Origin of the sequence: Streptococcus cristatus AS 1.3089, assembly GCF_000385925.1 — a bacterium.
Classification (GTDB): domain Bacteria; phylum Bacillota; class Bacilli; order Lactobacillales; family Streptococcaceae; genus Streptococcus; species Streptococcus cristatus_B.
In genome coordinates, this window is sequence record NC_021175.1 from 528,027 (window position 1) to 543,033 (window position 15,007).

Consider the following 15,007-nt stretch of genomic DNA (forward strand, 5'->3'; position numbering starts at 1 on the left):
GCAAAAGGTTAGAACCCTCCATATCCTCGCGAGGGTACGGAAACTACCATCGATCATCCCAAAATGATCCTTGTCAGCGTTAGATCCCACACAATCCTCGAGAGGGGACGGAAACTAAAATCTTTTTACCATATCGTTTAACAGCCTTTTGTTAGATCCCCCCTAATCCTCGCGAGGGGACGGAAACTCTTTTCAAACAGTTCTTCCCAAATTGTAGATTTGTTAGACCCCCCCTAATCCTCGAGAGGGGACGGAAACTTGTGATTCCCATGTTTTAAAACAAACATTTTTTTAGTTAGAATCCCCCAAATCCTCGAGAGGGTACAGAGTGGCTGGGGGCTTTTTTACTTTCCCTCAGCTTCTTGCTTCGCCAAGAAAGAAGGATCTTGACTGCTTAAGCTTTTTTTAAACGCTTCAAAAACATTGACAACGCTTTCAAAATTTTATATAATAAGCTGAGTAGATAATAATCGTTCTAAAGGGCGCCATGAAATCGGTGAAAGATTCTTTTGCCTTTTTCGGGCGCTTTTGCAGTATAGAGAGGAGACCGTGTGAAGAAAGTAGAGTTACATTTATCAAAGACAAGACTAAAAGACGAAGAATTGGTCAGTAAGCTTCAGGGCTTTTTGATGGCGCAGATTTCGCCAGACTTTGCGACCTTTCTCCATGAGCAGGAGACCAATCCCTACTCGATGAATCTGAGTTCCACGCGCGATGAGTCGGTGTGGGTTGTCAATTTGCTTTCAGAAGAGGCGGAACGGCAAATGCTAGCTCCTTTATTAAACTTGGAAACCATCAAGCTAGATAGCTATGCTGAGGAAATCCTTGTCAAAAAGGTGGAAATCCACTCCTTGTCCCAGCAGACCTTGCTGGATATTTACCAAGATGATGATGCTTCCCACCTGATACGGGTGCATTTTTATACGCCAACGACCTTTAAGCGACAGGGGCAGTTTGTGCTATTTCCAGACACGCGTCTGATCTTTCAAAGTTTGATGCAAAAATACAGTCGACTGGTGGAAGGAAGAGTGGAAATCGAAGAGGAGACCCTGCAGTTTTTAGCAGACCATAGCCAAATCACCAGCTATCATCTAAAAAGTCATTATTTTCCAATTCATGGACGAAAATACCCCGCCTTTGAAGGCAGGGTGACGATACAGGTAAAGGGAGCATCCACACTAAAAGCTTATGCCCAGATGCTCCTGAGATTCGGTGAATATGCCGGAGTCGGCACAAAGTGTAGCCTAGGAATGGGAGGAATGAGAATTGAAGAAAGAAAAGATTGATTTGATTTACTGTGCCTTGTTTCACAATCTTGGCCGTATTGTCAGTCGCTCACTTGGCCAGTCTGATGATATAGGCTTAGGAAAAGCATGGTTAAAGAAACAACTTCCTCAGCTGAATTTGTATGAAGATAGCAGAGCAGGAAAGATCGTTAGCTTAGCAGATCGTATTGCAAGTGGTTTACCAGATGATAGAAAGGTTATGTCAGATAAACTTTTCTACCCTCAAGCAGATATTTTTAATGCTTTCAAAGAGGACAAGGGTTCTCGTTATCAGAAATTTGAAGTTCTGACAGATGATAGTGAACTCAATATTGCCAGCCACGAAGCAGATGATATTAGTCAGGATTGCTATGAGGAACTGCTGAATATTTTGAAAGAAAAACTGCAAGAACTTCCCTTAAGGGAAGAAAGCTTGCCATCCTTTTTCAATCTTTGGCGGATTTTGTTTTCGAAAGTACCTCTACTTCCTGGCGACAAGGAGCTGGGAGATCTCTCTCTGGCAGAGCATAGTAGATTAACAGTTGCTTTTGCTACTGCGATTTTTGATTATCTGAAAAGTCAAGACCAATATACTCTACTAGATGATGAATCCAAATTTTATAGAGAATCAGCCTTCTTGCTAGCTAGTTTTGATTTGTCTGGCATTCAGGACTTTATCTACAATATCGCCAGCAAAGGGGCTGCTAAGCAACTCAAGGCTCGCAGTCTTTATCTGGAATTTATGAGTGAAAATATTGTGGATAGTCTCTTGGAGAAGTTGGCTCTATCACGCGCCAATGCCCTTTATGTCGGTGGTGGCCATGCCTATTTTGTTTTACCCAATACAGAAGCTACAGTGGCAGCTTTGGAGCAGTTTGAAATAGATTTTAACAGTTTCCTACTGAAGCATTTTCAGACGGGTCTCTATGTTGCTTTTGGTTGGGCACCATTTGCCGCAGAACAGATTATGAAATACCGTTATGGCTCGGTTGCCAGCTATCTACAACACTATCGCGAGATCTACCAAGAGACTAGCCGGATGATTTCTGAAAAGAAAATCTCTCGCTACGATGCAACTATCCTGCGAGAGCTCAATAAGGGTGGTAAACAGTCTGAACGGGAGTGTGAAATTTGCCATGCAGTTGGGGAGATTGAGATGTTGCGGATAGGTAGTGAGGATGTACAAAATCTTTGTCCTATTTGTCGTGAGCTTAGAGGCTTTGCTGCTAAAATTCATACTTTTGACGATACTGAAAATCCTGAAAGGGAAGACTACTATTATTTCCAAATTGTAGAGGGAGAAGAAGGACTGCCGATTGGCCCTGAAGCTGTATTGCTGGCTGTTGATGAAGATGATATTTCCACCTCTAGTCGTTTATATGTGAAAAATAAATTTTCTACGAATAATGCTGCTATTCATGTCTTTATAGGAGACCGTCAGGCAGCGAATATTGAAGACTATGCAGGTCTATCTCAAAAAGAAATCGAAGGAACTGAGGGAGTAGCTAAGGGAATTAAGCGGCTGGCCGTTTTGCGTTTGGATGTAGACAATCTAGGTGCAGCTTTTATGGCTGGATTTTCTAAGCAGGAAGGTGGAAGCTATAATACTCTTGCTCGCTCTGCTGTATTTTCTCAGCAGATGAGTCTTTTCTTTAAGTTTCACATTAACCAATTTGCAAAGGATAAGAATTTGACGATTATCTATGCAGGTGGTGATGATGTATTTGCGATTGGCAGCTGGCAGGATGTTATAGATTTTGCGGTGGATATTAGGCAGAAATTTATTGCTTTTACAAATGGGAAGCTGACCTTATCTGCAGGTGTTGGGCTTTATCCAGACAAAACTCCGATTCATCTGATGGCTTTGGATGCTGGACAACTTGAAGAGGCCGCCAAGGAAAATGGTAAAGATAGTATTTCTCTTTTCAATGAACGGTACACTTTCAAGTTTGATGACTTTATTAATGAGATTTACAAAGGGAAATTGAAGGATATTCGGAAATATTTCTCTGGTCAGAAGGAGCGGGGTATCAATTTTCTCTATCGCTTGGTTGAACTTTTGCAACTTAATGACAAAGAAATGTATAAGTCACACGGATCTTCTGATGATAGAAGGATGAATGTTGCCCGCTTAGCCTACCTACTGGCGCGAATGGAAGATGAAGCCAACAAAGAGGAGAAGGAACATTTCAGAGAATTCAAAAATGCTTTTTGGAATTGGTATAAGAGTAGCAGTAAAACACAGAGAGAAGCAGAGTTAGCTCTCATCTACTATCTATATGAGATTAGAAAGGTATAAAAAGATGGCACCGTACGAAAAAAATAAAAATAACCAAAATAACGGTGGAAAGAAATTTCCAAACAATCGTAATCAAGATAGATATGGTAATCAAAATAATGAACAAAAATATTTCAAGCTTGAGCCACCTATTTTGACGGATGATTATGTCGATAAGGCTGAGAAGGTTATTCGTAAGTTGGATAATTCAGGGAAATACGAAAAAGGACCAAGTAAGGGCAAGATGAAATTTAAATTAACCAGTACACAAATTCGTAATTTAGCAGCTTTGACCAGTAATCTTTTTGACGAAAGTAAATCCAAAAATGATATTGAAGAGTTAAGAGAAAAAATTTCCTATTTGAGGATTCAGTTTGTTTACCAATCTGGAAGAGAACCAGCTGTAGAAGATTTTGTTAAAAAAGCAGGTTTATTAGAAGCGTTGACAGAAATTCAAGATATACCGAGTTTGCAGCGCTTCTGTCGATATATGGAAGCTTTGATTGCATATTTTAAATTCAACGGAGGAAGAGATCAATGACCTATTCAAAAGTAAAAATTTCAGGAATTATTGAGCTGAAAAGCGGACTTCATATTGGGACCAGTAATGCCTTTGCAGCTATTGGTGCTACCAATAATCCCATTATCAAAGACCCCCTTACGAATCTTCCCTATATTCCTGGATCCACTTTAAAAGGAAAAATGCGCAGCTTACTTTATCGGACAGACTATAATAACAATACAAGTGATAAGTTAAGTAAAGATAGTTTGGAAATTAGCCGTCTCTTCGGAAATTCAGAAACTTATAAAATTGGTCGCTTGGTTTTTCGAGATGCCTTTCTAAACAACAAAGAAGAGCTAGGTAAAAGAGTATCTACTTACACAGAAGTTAAGTTTGAAAATACTATCAATCGCATTACAGCTGAAGCAACTCCACGACAAGTTGAGCGAGCTATTCGTGAAAGTCAATTTGCTTTTGAGATTATCTATTCTATCCAGGAGAAAGAACTCACTGAGGTAGAAAAGGACATGGAAATTCTCAAAGCTGGTTTTGAATTGTTGGAATGGGATTACTTAGGCGGTTCTGGTAGTCGTGGCTATGGTAAAGTGTGTTTTAAAGACTTTGAGGTTAAGACTGTCTTTGGTGAATTTGATAAAGATAGGATTATAGAAGCTCTGAAGCCATATACTAAGGATGAGTCCGATGGTGGAGAAAGTGCAGAGAATCCAGATTCGGATATTAAGTAAGGAGGTCTGCTATGGCCTATCAACTCTATAAATTAGATTTTAAGTCTGCGCATTTTGGCGAAGGTCATTTGGATGATTCGGTCATGACTTTCACGGCAGCCCGTCTTTACTCCGCCTTAGTGCTTGAAGCTATTAAGATGGGGGTCTTAGATAAGTTTGAAGCTTTATCTCAACAGGAGGATTTTGTGCTGACTGATGCTTTCCCCTATAATGAAGTTCCCTATCTCCCCAAGCCTATCGGCTATCCATTATTAGATAAAGTCAACCGAAGTGAAGATATTATCAAACAGCGGGAAGAAGCTAAAAAAGTAAAGAAGTTAGCTTTTATTAAGCTGGGGGATTTTGACTGCTTTCTATCTGGAAATAGTATCATCGGTGAATATCTGGCTACAAAATCAGTTAACACAAAAAACCAGCCCTTCCAAGATGGAAATCTTTATCAAGTTGCTTCAGTTCACTTTGACAAAAGCAGTCTGTATTTCATCGCCAATCAATCTGATTTGTTGGATCGTTTGTTGGAAAGTCTTCAGTTTAGTGGTATCGGAGGAAAGCGCAGCAGTGGTTACGGTAGTTTTACTCTGGATAAAACAGTTCAACAACCGCTTGATTTTTTTAAAAGATTAACTGTTAAATATACAGGGAAAGTAATGACTTTGACAACTTCTTTGCCAGTGGATAGTGATTTGGAAATAGCAATGAATGAGGGGCGTTACTTACTGAAAAAGGGAAGTGGCTTTGCATTTAGTGAGAAAATAGAGTCTAATTATCGTAAGCAGAATCTTTACACTTTTAAGGCAGGTTCAACCTTTTCCAAAACGTATAATGGTCAAATCTGTGATGTCAGGCCAAGTAATGAGTTTCCTCATCCAGTCTGGCATTATGCTAAACCTTTATTTTATATATTGGAGGAATCCAAATGAAGACAGAATATAGGAAATTTAAGTTGACCCTGTGTACATTGGGACCAGTGCATATTGGGAGTGGTCAGCTTCGTACCGCTCGTGAGTATATCCTTGAAGGGGACGAATATTATTTTCCAGATATGACGCTGCTTTATGACGAACTTATCAAACAAGGAATTGATGAAAAATTTGAAAAATTTTTAATTAACTCGGATAATAAAACCAATCGAATAAGTGATTTTCTAGCTGAGCATGGCATAACAAAACGTGATTTTGGGGGGTATAGACTTAAAGCAACAGGACTTGAAAAGCCTAAAGGAGACTATGCAACCCGAAATCAGGAAACGACAGATCCAGGAGAAATCAATGGTGTTCATCAATTTATGAGAGATTGTTACGGTAACCCTTATATCCCGGGCAGCTCTCTTAAAGGTGCTATTCGCACTATTTTGATGAATACGCATTGGCACTCAACGAATTTTAAGCAGGAAAATAAAAAAGGCAAAATCGTTGAAAATAAGAAAGCGATTCCTTGGGGACCAACTCGACGGCAGAGACATAAAGAATTAGAACCTTTTGATGATATTTTTAATGAGATTCGTGTCTCAGACAGTCAGACTCTGACAAATGATGATTTAATTCTTGTTCAAAAGTGGGATTTTACTCCAGATGATACAAAGCCGCATTCACTGAGTATATATCGTGAAGCTCTGAGACCTGGAACTAAGATGGAATTTGAAATCATTACTGCTTCAGGTTTTAAAGATGGAAGAGCCGGTGAGCTCGTTGCTTCTCTTGGAGAATATGCACAAAAATTTTACTTTGGAGTGACAGAAGATGAAGCCTATGAAGGCTACGAAGCTTTCTTTCTAAAGAAATTTCCTAATCATTTAATTCAGAACAATCTATCCTATCCCCTCTATCTAGGTGGTGGAAGTGGTGCTTGGACCAAAACAGTTTTTAGGCAGGCGGATGGCGAAGTTCAACAACGACATGAGAAAATGTCTGGACGAGGAGCTCTAAAATTGACAAAGGCGCCTTTTTTAACCGTTGATGGTGAAATAGAATTAATTAATAATGCAGAGAATTTCTATGAAATGGGCAAAACCTGTTTTACGATTATGGAGGAGTAACAAGATGAAGACATTAATCACATTTATTAGTCAGTATGATCCGATTGGTGTTGAATTTGTGGATACAAAACAAGATAATGTAGATGGTCGTCAAAAAAGATTTAGACCTGAATTCGGACAGGAATTAACTTTAGATTCAGTTGAAAACTATGAAAAAGATGGCTATGGATTAAAGATATCAGATGGTGCTGCTCTTTTTATTATAAAAAATGAATTACCTGACAAAATTATTGTGATATATAGTGATGAGATGAAGGTAAAGCAGAAAAACTTTGAAGCAGCTGTTCAAGCTGTTTACGATGGAAAAGAATCTCCAGTGATACAGAATGAGCATGTAAAAGAAGGGATTCACAAATTTGATACAATGTATAAATTCGTGGAAGAAATTCTTAACAGAGAAGATATGTCACAAGGGGATTATATTTTAAATGTGACGAGTGGAACTCCCCAGTGTCAGGCTGCTATGTATGCTATCAATTTTGTCAAGGATTACCATACAAGGCTTGCTCGGGTGAATTCTCCAAGAAGTGAGAAGACAAATCAATCAAACCAAGGAGCTCCCTGGTTTGAAACAGATACTTTTAAATATTTTTTGGAAAAACAAGCCTTAGATAGTAAAGACAATCGTCAGTTGGGGATTGAAAAAGGAGAGAAGTTCAAAAATAATTTACTACAGCGGACTTATAAAGATTTCATTTTGAAGTATGAATACAAAGCGGCGTTAGATATCTTAAAGGCAAATCGCGATATCATTTCCAACGAACAAGATTGGGAAGATTCAAAAAATATATTAGAAAACATGATTAGTGTTTTTCAAAAACAGAGAGTTCTTGAAGATCTTGCAGCTGATGCTAATTTGCAATATGATGACACAGATGAGTTTCAAAAAGTGTTAAACTATTATCTGATGATTGATATTCTAAACCGTAAAGGTCAAGTGACTGATGTGCTAGTCAAGGCAAAATCCTTTGCGGAGTTTATCTTAAAATCTGTGATTGAAAGAAGACATCCAGATTTAGAAGTAATTAAAAAGAATAAGAGAATTAATATCTTTGATATGATTAAAATTCTCAACCATTATCATGAATATTCTGAATTTGAAACTTCAATTTCAAAAATTATAGCTGTAAATAATCAAAGGAATAAAGTTGCTCACGGACTGGCTGAGATTTCAGTGGAGCAAGAGGACTTGGACGAATTGGTGAAAAGTTTGAAGGAGCTCATCATTACTGCATATTCTGATATAAATGCCTCTTTATATCAGAAATATTTTGATTATTATGATATAAAGAATCGAGAGTTAATCAGCTGTATTAAATAGACTCCCAACCTTCCCTAACGCTTTCCCCTATCTGATAGACCTGAAGGGAAACCAAGTCTGAAAAATAGAAAAAAACACCTGAAAAAGGTTTTTCGGGTGTTTTTTGCAGTTTATTTATCAAACTGTACTTCTTCAATCAGGTACTCGATAAAGCGCTCGCCCATCTTGGACAGGCTGGCTTTTTCGTGCTGGATATAGACCAGCTCGATCGGGTCATCGATGTCCAGTGGGATGGAGACGATATTATCACCGTTGAGGTTGCTGTTGAGAATACCAGTCGCAATCGTGTAGCCATCCAGACCGATCAAAAGGTTAAAGAGGGTCGCACGGTCGCTGACAACGATGGACTTTTTATGGTGCTCCTGTGAGAGAATTTCCTCAGAAAAGTAGAAGGAGTTGTGAGTACCTTGGTCATAGCTGAGATAAGGGAAATCTTCCAAGTCTGACAGTTGTACCAGCTTTTTCTTGGCTAACGGATTGGACTTGCTGACAAAGATATGGGGCTGAGCTGTGAAGAGGTGGGTCGCAATCAGATGGCTATCATCCAGCATTTTAGAGAGGACATCACGGTTATAGCTGTTGAGGAAGAGGACACCGATCTCGCTGCGGAAGTTTTTTACGTCGTCAATGATTTCCCAAGTCCGAGTTTCCCGCAGAAAGAGTTCGTATTTCTCCATATCGCTTTTTTTAAGCAGGGAGACAAAGGCATTGACCACAAAGGCATAGTGCTGGGCAGAGACGCTGAAAAGCTCGCGGTGGGCGACAGGATTTTTGTATCGCTCCTCTAGAAGCTGAGTCTGCTCAACTACCTGACGAGCATAGGAAAGAAACTCCATGCCGTCTTTAGTCAAGGTAATTCCTTTGGGATTGCGAATGAAAATCTCGATGCCCATTTCATTTTCCAAATCTCGCACAGCGTTGGACAAGCTAGGCTGGGTGATAAAAAGTTGCTTGGCAGCCTCGTTCATGCTGCCTGTCTCGACGATTTTGATAATGTAGTGTAACTGTTGAATTCTCATAGGTCTATTTTATCACAAATTGGGGATTTTTTCTTGACAAATCAGGAAGATTAGCAAATGTTTGCTTGCCAAACTTGCCTGTGCTAAAATGAAAGAAATAAGGAGGGCGATATGGCCAAAGATGCTGACTATAAGAAGCGTTCAGTAGGACTACCCATTGCTATTTTTATAGTATTTTTGACAACTTGCTTAATGATTCCACTTGGGAAGGTGACGATCATGTGGGGGCTTAACTCTGCTTATGAGGAACTTGGGCGAAGCAGTGTGTCTTCATCTGTTCGTCAAAAATCACCAGAGGAGCTTGAGCTAGAGAAGAAAGTTGTTGATAGAGAAAACTCTCGTTTTAAATGGACAACTGATGACATCATCAATCTGCAAATTAAGGATACTGCAGCTGGTCAAAACGGAGCTTCTCTGGACCAAGTCCTTGAAAAGCATGGCAAGGCTTCAAGCTTTTTTTATACTGAGAGCAATGGGAATATTGAATTAAGCTATGTCAGTGAGGGTATTCAAGGCCGTCATAGTAGTTTAAGATTGACATATGAAAAAGATGGAGCAGGCTATTATCTCATTGCTAAGAAAGCGAATATTCTTGATGAGGCTTATCCAAGTTTGCCACAGGAGCATAGTCCTCATCTTTGGACAAAGGACGAAGTAGCCAGTTTACAAGTCCGTGACGAGAGTACAGGTAATCTTGGTATGTCCTATGAAGAAATCATTCAATTATTTGGTCTCCCTCGAGAATCAGAAGTGTTTATTTCGCGCTTGGATGCGGCAGATAGCCAGCATATTGGCTTGGAACTCAAATACTTAACATCAGATCAAGTCTATGATAATGAATGGGTTCATTTAATTTTACACCGTCAAGAAGATGGCGTCTTTCGGTTGACGACAGTTACTAGTCATATCGATAGAACAGAAAGATAGGGAGATTGATGCCCTCATTTGGTAGCCCAAGTAAGCCGACAGGATATTCTGAATGGTGGAGAGTCTGGCACTTTCTCAAATATATACAAACAGATTCAAGTCCATTTTGCAATTTCAATCTATTCGTGATATGATGATTTTTTAGACTGATAAGGAGTAGTTATGAAGAGACAAGAAGATTCGTTTGAAGATCTTGCTTTCGAGTTAGAAAAGCAAACCTATAAGTCCAAGATTTTACCATTCATGCTAGTAGCTATTGTTGTATTTTCTATCATTGGAACGGTTTTTTTGACGCTTTCTCTGTCAGAAAAAAGCAAAGCCAAGCAGACGCCAATTCTGTCTAGCCAGATTAGTTCATCATCAAATAGTTTGGAAGATGAGAAAGCTGAAGCAGAACAATTCGCTAAAAGTCTTATCGTCCCTCCAGAAAAAAGCGATCCCTTTCTTTGGACAGTTGAAAAGGCAGTCGCGCTTCCCATGAATAAATACAAGGGCGGAGCCGTCTTGGAAGATGTTTTAAAAGAATTTGGGAAACCAGTTCAAGGTGGGGCCTGGATTGAATTTTTGCCGAATCACGAAGTTCAAAAGCGTATTCATCTTATCTGGGAATCGAACAATAGTAGTCTGGGCTATGTATCTTTAACCTTTGCTGAATTTGATGGTGTCTATAAGGTCATTTCAAAACACCATTTTAGCCTTCCAAGTGATAAAATTCAGGTGGATAACAATCCTAAAAGATCCTTTTTATGGACACAAGAATACGTAGATAGTCTTGTTATTGATACTAAAGAAGGAACATACAAAGGTACACCATATGATGAGATTGTTTTAAAAGTTGGCTTACCACTATATCAGAAGATTACTGGAGACGACAATCAACTGAAGATGCAGGTTGATTATGTTAATCCACATTATTGGCAAAACCCAGAGCAATTGAAAAGAGTTAATTTAGAATTCTACAAGCAAGTAGATGGTAGATGGCGTTTGGTGTCTAAAGAAAGTAAGTAAAATAAATCGATAAGAAAGAGGAGGAAAATGAGGAGAAGTAGCAAGAAAAAACGTGATCTTCATTCGTTTAGAGAGATCAAAAGAGACCTTTATCGTCAACAAAAGCTAAAAAGGGAAGAGCTCAGCACAATGACGATGCAAGAGGAGAGAAAAAGGCTTGCCTTGGCCTATCTCCTTCTTTGTTTGGCGATCTCATTTGCTTTGTTCTTTGGCTTCTATTATTTATCGCAAAAGGTTCCTAACAAAGCTGAACTGAAGTACAAATATGACGATAAATCCTCGTCAGTTAGTGGAGACAGCTCAGCTAGTCAGCAAGGTGATGACGAATCAAAATTGACCCAAGAACAAAAGGAGCTGAAAAAGAAAATTGTTGAGGAAGATGAAGAGAAGTTTGCTTTTAATTGGACATTAGATAATTTTGTAGAGCTCAAGGTGGAAAATGGGGGGACTAATAGCCCAACTTTAGAAGAAGTCATTGCGAAATATGGTAAGGGTTCAGCTGTGAGTTTTGGTACAAAAGGATTGACACTAACTTATAAGACAAGAATTATAGATGTTCCTAGATATGGCTCATCGGGACATCCTCAGGAGATTCGTTTGAGCTTTTATGATCCTGATTCAAATGGAAAGACCTACTATTTGATAAATAAAAGTGCAGTATATTTAGATGACAGTAGATATCCTTCAGCGACGAAAGATGAATTTGTCTTTAAGTGGAAGCAAGAAGATATGGATACATTAAAAATAGGTGATAGCCAGCATGGCAAAGGCGGGATGACTTATCAAGAGGTTGTTGAGCGTTTTGGACTTCCTTCAGAACTTAATATTTATGGAAGTGGCATGAGCAATAGCCCCTTATCACTACAGGCCAATTATAGAAACTTTCGAAATATAGAACGAAAATATGATTCAGTAACCTTGACTTTCAAGAGGCAGGAAGATGGCAGTTTTTATCTGGCAAATGCAAATAGTGAATTTGACAAGAGCTGGTAAGACTGTAATTCCTTGGAGAAAATTTGAAAGTTCTAATGTTTTTTCTATCTTGACAATCCTTATCGCTAACGATATAATGTTTACAATTTAACCTTTAATCAAGCCCAGTGAGGCTGCAAGGTAGGAAAAACGGTATAAGAGGCAATTTGACTGCCTTGTTTTTTGCGAAACCTTGCCGTGGCGAGGTTTTTTCTTGTAGAAAGTGAGGTTGTCATGGTTAGTGACAGTTGTAAAAAGAGATTTGGCAAGATTATGCTGGAGCAAATGGAGCTCTTGGAGCAGGTAGAAATTGCGCCTCAGATTTTTTCGATGCGGCTGAGAGGCCGGATGGTGAGCCAGATGCAGGTCGGGCAATTCCTGCATATCCGAGTACCAGATGATAGCAAGCTGCTACGGCGTCCGATTTCCATATCGGAGATTGATCGGGAGAAAAATATCTGCCGGATTATCTATCGGGTCGAAGGTGGCGGGACGGCCATTTTCTCTCAGCTTCCTGTTGGTAGTTACCTCGATGTCATGGGGCCTCAAGGAAATGGCTTTGATTTGTCTCCAGTAGAAAAGGGCGACAAGGTCTTGATTATTGGTGGTGGTATCGGTGTGCCTCCTCTCTTGCAAACGGCCAAAGAACTCCATGCTAAGGGTGCCCACGTTACAGCAGTATTAGGCTTTGCCAATCAATCTGCTGTTATTTTGGAAGAAGAATTTCGTGAGTGTAGTCAGCTGTTTATCACTACAGATGATGGCACTTATGGTCAAAAGGGCTATGTATCAACCATTGTCGACGAGTTGACAGAAGAGTTTGCTGCGGTTTATTCTTGTGGGGCGCCTGGTATGCTCCAATATGTGGATCGGAAATTTCACGATCATCCTCATGCCTATCTATCAATGGAGTCTCGCATGGCTTGTGGCATGGGCGCCTGCTATGCCTGCGTCGTTCATGTAGCAGGTCAGGATGAAGCTGTTAATAAGCGGGTCTGCGAAGACGGTCCAGTTTTTGAGACTGGGACTATCGTGCTTTAGGAGGATAAGGAAATGGCTGAAAATCGTTTGAAAATTTCTCTGCCAGGATTAGAGCTGAAAAATCCAATCATTCCAGCTTCAGGCTGTTTTGGTTTTGGTCAAGAATATGCCAAATATTATGATTTGGATCTATTGGGCTCAATCATGATTAAGGCGACGACGCAACATCCCCGCTTTGGCAATCCAACGCCCCGTGTGGCCGAAACGCCAGCTGGTATGCTCAATGCTATCGGCCTCCAAAATCCAGGTGTTGATGCCGTTTTGTCCGAAAAACTTCCTTGGCTGGCTCAGCACTATCCAGACTTGCCGATTATTGCCAATGTGGCCGGTTTCTCCAACGAAGAATATGCTTATGTATCTGGAAAAATCTCCCAAGCTCCCAATGTCAAAGCGATTGAGCTCAATATTTCCTGCCCCAATGTAGACCACGGCAATGCGGGGCTTTTAATCGGGCAAGTCCCTGAGCTAGCCTATGAAGCAGTAAAATCAGCAGTTGCTGCCTCCCAAGTCCCAGTCTATGTCAAATTGACCCCCAGCGTAGCAGATATTACCCAAGTGGCCAAAGCAGCAGAAGATGCGGGCGCGAGTGGACTAACCATGATCAATACCTTGGTGGGAATGCGTTTCGATTTAAAAACGAAGCGGCCCATCATCGCCAATGGAACGGGAGGCATGTCTGGTCCTGCTGTCTTTCCTGTGGCGCTCAAGCTGATTCGTCAGGTTGCTCAGTTCACCAAACTGCCAATCATTGGCATGGGCGGAGTTGACTCAGCAGAGGCGGCGCTGGAGATGTTTATCGCCGGTGCGTCAGCTATCGGCGTTGGAACGGCGAATTTTACCGATCCGTATGCCTGCCCTAACATTATAGAAAACTTGCCGCAAGCCATGGATAAATATGGCATTGAAAGCCTAGAAAGCTTGAGAAAAGATGTCAGAGAAAATTTACTTTAAGCTCTATTTTCTCTTGACAAACTTCCCAGTAAATTATAGAATGTTTAAGATAAAACCTTTAAAGAAGTCCAGAGAGGCTCTAAGGCGTATACGTTTAAAATGGCAGATTCTGCCACATTTTCGTGTAACCTTGCTCTCGGGCAAGGTTTTTTCTATGATTGTAATCATCTTTATAGTAAGTAACAAGCAAGGAGAACCTACCTCATGCGTGAAGAACGTCCTATTATCGCCCTAGACTTTCCATCTTTTGATGATGTCAAGAACTTTCTGGAGCATTTCCCTGAAGATGAAAAACTGTATGTCAAAATCGGCATGGAATTCTTTTATGCCATCGGTCCAGAAATTGTGCATTATCTGAAAGGCTTGGGACATAGTATTTTCCTCGATTTGAAATTGCACGACATTCCTAATACGGTGCGTTCAGCTATGTCTGTTTTGGGAACATTTGGGATTGATATGGTGACAGTTCATGCGGCTGGCGGCGTTGAGATGATGCGGGAAGCTAAAAAGGTTCTCGGTGACAATGCGAAGCTGGTAGCGGTAACCCAGTTGACTTCGACCAGTGAAGAAGACATGCGCGACTGCCAAAATATCCAAACAACCGTGCAAGAATCCGTTGTCAATTATGCCCGCAAGGCCAAGGAAGCTGGGCTGGATGGGGTTGTTTGCTCAGCCTTGGAAGTTGAGCTGATTAAGGAAGCTACGGCCGACGATTTCCTTTGCGTGACGCCAGGTATCCGGCCAGCAGGTGCTGAAATCGGTGACCAAAAGCGGGTCATGACGCCGCAGGAAGCCCACCAGATTGGCAGTAATTATATTGTGGTTGGCCGTCCGATTATTCAAGCTGAAAATCCTTGGGATGCCTATCACGAGATTAAGAAACAGTGGAACAGCTAAGTAAGAATTTCAAATGAAACCGTCATAGGAAACGAATAGCTTAAA

Annotated in this window: 14 protein-coding genes; 13 read left to right on the plus strand and 1 reads right to left on the minus strand. The window is 40.4% G+C overall.

Annotation, left to right across the window (positions count from 1 at the left end; all coding sequences use genetic code 11):
- The first annotated feature begins 551 nt into the window (after nt 1–551).
- From cas6 to csm6, 7 genes are all read left to right on the plus strand, one after another.
- Complete coding sequence (gene cas6, locus I872_RS02575) at nt 552–1,286, plus strand: CRISPR-associated endoribonuclease Cas6 (protein ID WP_015604600.1); 735 nt, start codon at nt 552–554, stop codon at nt 1,284–1,286.
- Nucleotides 1,267–3,564 (plus strand): type III-A CRISPR-associated protein Cas10/Csm1, encoded by a 2,298-nt coding sequence (gene cas10 / locus I872_RS02580; RefSeq protein ID WP_015604601.1) that lies wholly within the window; start codon nt 1,267–1,269, stop codon nt 3,562–3,564. Before cas6 ends, cas10 begins: the two co-directional genes overlap by 20 nt.
- A gap of 130 nt (nt 3,565–3,694) precedes the next feature.
- Nucleotides 3,695–4,084 carry a type III-A CRISPR-associated protein Csm2 gene (gene csm2 / locus I872_RS02585; RefSeq protein ID WP_041826870.1) on the plus strand — a complete coding sequence of 130 codons (390 nt, stop codon included), beginning with the start codon at nt 3,695–3,697 and terminating at the stop codon, nt 4,082–4,084.
- Nucleotides 4,081–4,791: a type III-A CRISPR-associated RAMP protein Csm3 gene (csm3, locus tag I872_RS02590; RefSeq protein WP_015604603.1), complete on the plus strand. Its 711-nt coding sequence runs from the start codon at nt 4,081–4,083 to the stop codon at nt 4,789–4,791. The genes csm2 and csm3 overlap by 4 nt, the downstream gene beginning before the upstream one ends.
- A gap of 11 nt (nt 4,792–4,802) precedes the next feature.
- A complete protein-coding gene (gene csm4 / locus I872_RS02595) occupies nt 4,803–5,711 on the plus strand; it encodes a type III-A CRISPR-associated RAMP protein Csm4 (RefSeq protein WP_015604604.1) in 909 nt (302 codons plus the stop codon).
- Complete coding sequence (gene csm5 / locus I872_RS02600) at nt 5,708–6,826, plus strand: type III-A CRISPR-associated RAMP protein Csm5 (RefSeq protein ID WP_015604605.1); 1,119 nt, start codon at nt 5,708–5,710, stop codon at nt 6,824–6,826. The genes csm4 and csm5 overlap by 4 nt, the downstream gene beginning before the upstream one ends.
- Nucleotides 6,827–6,830: 4 nt before the next feature.
- Complete coding sequence (gene csm6, locus I872_RS02605; protein WP_015604606.1) at nt 6,831–8,147, plus strand: type III-A CRISPR-associated CARF protein Csm6; 1,317 nt, start codon at nt 6,831–6,833, stop codon at nt 8,145–8,147.
- 110 nt (nt 8,148–8,257) lie between these two features.
- Here csm6 and I872_RS02610 read toward each other — a convergent pair whose 3' ends face one another.
- Nucleotides 8,258–9,166 carry a LysR family transcriptional regulator gene (locus I872_RS02610; protein ID WP_005589634.1) on the minus strand — a complete coding sequence of 303 codons (909 nt, stop codon included), beginning with the start codon at nt 9,164–9,166 and terminating at the stop codon, nt 8,258–8,260.
- A 111-nt stretch (nt 9,167–9,277) separates the two neighbouring features.
- On the opposite strand from I872_RS02610, the gene I872_RS02615 reads away from it, so the two are divergent.
- The 6 genes from I872_RS02615 (at nt 9,278) to pyrF (ending at nt 14,962) form a co-directional block, all read left to right on the plus strand.
- A complete protein-coding gene (locus I872_RS02615; protein WP_015604607.1) occupies nt 9,278–10,093 on the plus strand; it encodes a hypothetical protein in 816 nt (271 codons plus the stop codon).
- A 162-nt stretch (nt 10,094–10,255) separates the two neighbouring features.
- Nucleotides 10,256–11,101 (plus strand): hypothetical protein, encoded by an 846-nt coding sequence (locus I872_RS02620; RefSeq protein WP_015604608.1) that lies wholly within the window; start codon nt 10,256–10,258, stop codon nt 11,099–11,101.
- A gap of 27 nt (nt 11,102–11,128) precedes the next feature.
- On the plus strand, nt 11,129–12,094 hold the full coding sequence (locus I872_RS02625; protein WP_015604609.1) for a hypothetical protein: 966 nt from the start codon (nt 11,129–11,131) through the stop codon (nt 12,092–12,094).
- 213 nt (nt 12,095–12,307) lie between these two features.
- Nucleotides 12,308–13,114, plus strand: a complete 807-nt coding sequence (locus I872_RS02630; RefSeq protein ID WP_041826780.1) for a dihydroorotate dehydrogenase electron transfer subunit — start codon at nt 12,308–12,310, stop codon at nt 13,112–13,114.
- Nucleotides 13,115–13,126: 12 nt separating this feature from the next.
- Nucleotides 13,127–14,065 (plus strand): dihydroorotate dehydrogenase, encoded by a 939-nt coding sequence (locus I872_RS02635; protein WP_015604611.1) that lies wholly within the window; start codon nt 13,127–13,129, stop codon nt 14,063–14,065.
- Nucleotides 14,066–14,269: 204 nt separating this feature from the next.
- On the plus strand, nt 14,270–14,962 hold the full coding sequence (pyrF, locus tag I872_RS02640; RefSeq protein ID WP_015604612.1) for an orotidine-5'-phosphate decarboxylase: 693 nt from the start codon (nt 14,270–14,272) through the stop codon (nt 14,960–14,962).
- Nucleotides 14,963–15,007: the final 45 nt, after the last annotated feature.

Bases quoted from the DNA above. Each gene is read 5' to 3' on its own strand.
- csm3 (WP_015604603.1), top strand. From the start codon at position 4,081: ATGACCTATTCAAAAGTAAAAATTTCAGGAATTATTGAGCTGAAAAGC.
- csm4 (WP_015604604.1), top strand. From the start codon at position 4,803: ATGGCCTATCAACTCTATAAATTAGATTTTAAGTCTGCGCATTTTGGC.
- csm5 (WP_015604605.1), top strand. From the start codon at position 5,708: ATGAAGACAGAATATAGGAAATTTAAGTTGACCCTGTGTACATTGGGA.
- csm6 (WP_015604606.1), top strand. From the start codon at position 6,831: ATGAAGACATTAATCACATTTATTAGTCAGTATGATCCGATTGGTGTT.
- I872_RS02610 (WP_005589634.1), bottom strand. From the start codon at position 9,166: ATGAGAATTCAACAGTTACACTACATTATCAAAATCGTCGAGACAGGC.
- I872_RS02615 (WP_015604607.1), top strand. From the start codon at position 9,278: ATGGCCAAAGATGCTGACTATAAGAAGCGTTCAGTAGGACTACCCATT.
- I872_RS02620 (WP_015604608.1), top strand. From the start codon at position 10,256: ATGAAGAGACAAGAAGATTCGTTTGAAGATCTTGCTTTCGAGTTAGAA.
- I872_RS02625 (WP_015604609.1), top strand. From the start codon at position 11,129: ATGAGGAGAAGTAGCAAGAAAAAACGTGATCTTCATTCGTTTAGAGAG.
- I872_RS02630 (WP_041826780.1), top strand. From the start codon at position 12,308: ATGGTTAGTGACAGTTGTAAAAAGAGATTTGGCAAGATTATGCTGGAG.
- I872_RS02635 (WP_015604611.1), top strand. From the start codon at position 13,127: ATGGCTGAAAATCGTTTGAAAATTTCTCTGCCAGGATTAGAGCTGAAA.
- pyrF (WP_015604612.1), top strand. From the start codon at position 14,270: ATGCGTGAAGAACGTCCTATTATCGCCCTAGACTTTCCATCTTTTGAT.